General features: G+C 71.4%; 1 protein-coding gene and 1 pseudogene. One reads left to right on the top strand and one right to left on the bottom strand.

Going from position 1 to position 2697, the window contains the following annotated elements:
* The first annotated feature begins 245 nt into the window (after positions 1-245).
* Entirely contained in the window at positions 246-2297 is a 2052-nt protein-coding gene (locus ACIRJP_RS42270) for a tetratricopeptide repeat protein (protein ID WP_404186513.1), read from the top strand.
* Between the two features lie 196 nt (positions 2298-2493).
* On the opposite strand, the pseudogene ACIRJP_RS42265 reads toward ACIRJP_RS42270, so the two are convergent.
* Positions 2494-2697: pseudogene (locus ACIRJP_RS42265) on the bottom strand (hypothetical protein); the annotation flags it as partial.

Here is a 2697-nt window from a genome sequence, read left to right as displayed (position 1 = left end):
CGCAGCCCCATCGCCTACGAACAAGCACTCCGAACAACATCAACTACGCTGGCCGAAGCCGCATAACCCGTGTTCAGGATCAGGGGTCAAGGCCCTACATCGGCACGCTGACCGTGCAGCGCGCGCCGCGGGAGCCGGCTTCCTGGCCGCATCAGGTTGGTGTGGTCCCGTCCTCGGCGCGGTCGTTCCAGTACCGGGCAGAGGCGGACCGGCTGCGGGCTGCGGTCGATGGCGGAGGTACTGCTGTGCTGTGCCAGGTGCTGACGGGGATGGGTGGGGTCGGCAAGACCCAGCCGGCCGCCGACTACGCCCGCGCCGCCTGGGACGAGGGTGGCCTGGATGTCCTGGTCTGGGTCACCGCCAGCGGCCGCTCGCCCGTGGTGAGCGGATACGCGCAGGCCGGCGTCGAGCTGTGCCGGGCGGACCCCGACGACCCCGAGCAGGCCGCGAAGACGTTCCTGGCCTGGCTGGCCCCCAAGCCCGGGCAGCGGCCGTGCCGGTGGCTGATCGTCCTGGACGATGTCACCGACCCCGGCGACCTGGTGGCCAACCCCGACGACCCCGGCAACCGCTACAGCCTGTGGCCGCCCGCCAGCCCACACGGTCGGACCCTGCTGACCACCCGCCGCCGCGACGCAGCCCTGTTCGGCCGGGACCACCGCCGGATCGAGGTCGGTCTGTTCACCCCCGCCGAATCGGCCGCCTACCTCACCGCAGCCCTCGACGCCCAGGGCCGGACCGAGCCCGCCGGCCAGCTCACCGCCCTCGCCGCCGATCTCGGACACCTGCCCCTGGCCCTGGCCCAGGCCGCCGCCTACCTCATCGACTCCGGCGACACCGCGGCCGCCTACCGCGACCTGCTGGCCGACCGCGCCACACGCCTCACGGACCTCGCCCCCGACACCCTGCCCGACGAACAGGCCACCGCCCTCGCCGCCGCCTGGTCCCTGTCCATCGACCGCGCCGACACCCTGCGCCCCGCCGGCCTGGCCCGGCCCATGCTCCACCTGGCATCCTTGCTCGACGCCAACAGCATCCCCCAGAGCGTCCTGACCAGTGAGCCGGCCCGCGCTCACCTCGCCGCACACCGCACCACAACCAGCCCTAAACGAGCGCGGCGACCCAAGTGGTGGCCGGGCAAGCGGCAGCGCACCACAGCATCCACGCCACTGGTCACCCTCAAGGAGGCGGTCGACGCCCTGCGTGCCCTGGACCGGCTCAGCCTCATCGACCACCAACCCGGCACCTCTCGCCCGGCCGTACGTATCCACCAGCTCATCCAGCGCGCCACCCGCGACACCCACACCCCCCACCAGCACCACCAGGCCGCGCGCACCGCCGCCGACGCCCTGACGGCCGCCTGGCCCACGATCGAACGCGACACCGATCTCGCTCAGGCCCTGCGCACCAACACCGCCGCTCTCGCCCGCCACGCCGAAGACGCCCTCCACCGGCCGGACGCGCACGTGTTGCTGTATCGCCTCGGCCGCAGCCTCGGCGAATCCGGACAGGTCACCGCCGCCCACGGCCACTTCGAGCACCTCGCCGAAACCACCAGCAGCCACCTCGGTCCCGACCACCCCGACACCCTCAGCGCCTGGGCCAACCTCGCCACCATGCGGGGGGAGGCGGGGGATGCGGAGGGGGCCGCACAGGCCTTCGCCGACCTACTCGATCACATGCTGCGGGTACTGGGCGAAGACCACCCCAACACCCTCACCACCCGGAACAACCTCGCCACCTGGCGGGGACGGGCGGGGAACGCGGAGGGGGCCGCACAGGCCTTCGCCGACCTACTCGATCACGTGGCGCGGGTACTGGGCGAAGACCACCCCAACACCCTCACCACCCGGAACAACCTCGCCACCTGGCAGGGACGGGCGGGGAACGCGGAGGGGGCCGCACAGGCCTTCGCCGACCTACTCGATCACGTGGCGCGGGTACTGGGCGAAGACCACCCCAACACCCTCACCACCCGGAACAACCTCGCCACCTGGCGGGGACGGGCGGGGAACACGGAGGGGGCCGCACATGTCTTCGCCGACCTACTAGCCGACCGGGCGCGGGTGCTGGGCGAAGACCACCCCAACACCCTCACCACCCGGAACAACCTCGCCACCTGGCAGGGACGGGCGGGGAACGCGGAGGGGGCCGCACAGGCCTTCGCCGACCTACTCGATCACGTGGTGCGGGTACTGGGCGAAGACCACCCTCGCGCGCGGATGGTTCGACACAGCCTCGACCACTGGCGGAAGGAAGCGGAGAGGACTCCGGACGTACGTAACGACCGTTCGTGAGACACCAAGATCGCCTCGGTGTTACCGCAAGCCGCGACTGTCACGCAGGCCATGTACGTGTCTATGTGATGGTCCCCTTCTTCTGCGGCTGCCCGCAGGGCCAGGTCCTCTCGGCCGGGTGAGCCCGCACGGCGTGCCTCGGAGCATCGGCCGCCCCGAGGCACGGCAGGGCCGTCCGAAACGGCCTCGGTGCCAGTCAGCCGTCGTTCCTGGAGATCTGTTCCCGCCTGGCGGCTGCCAGGCGGGCGCGGACGGTCGCGGGCTCGGCTCCTGTCACGGTGGCGATCTGATCGACGCTCAGCATCAGCTTGACTCTGTCGGGGATCTTGGAGTTTCCCGGTGCGGCAGCATGGTCAACGGGCATGCTCGGGTGGTTCCGATGACCGATACAGCTGTCGAG

This window comes from Streptomyces sp. NPDC102437, assembly GCF_044765565.1.
Lineage (GTDB): Bacteria > Actinomycetota > Actinomycetes > Streptomycetales > Streptomycetaceae > Streptomyces.
Note: the sequence above shows the minus strand (reverse complement) of the source record. Positions and strands in the feature narration are given on the sequence as shown.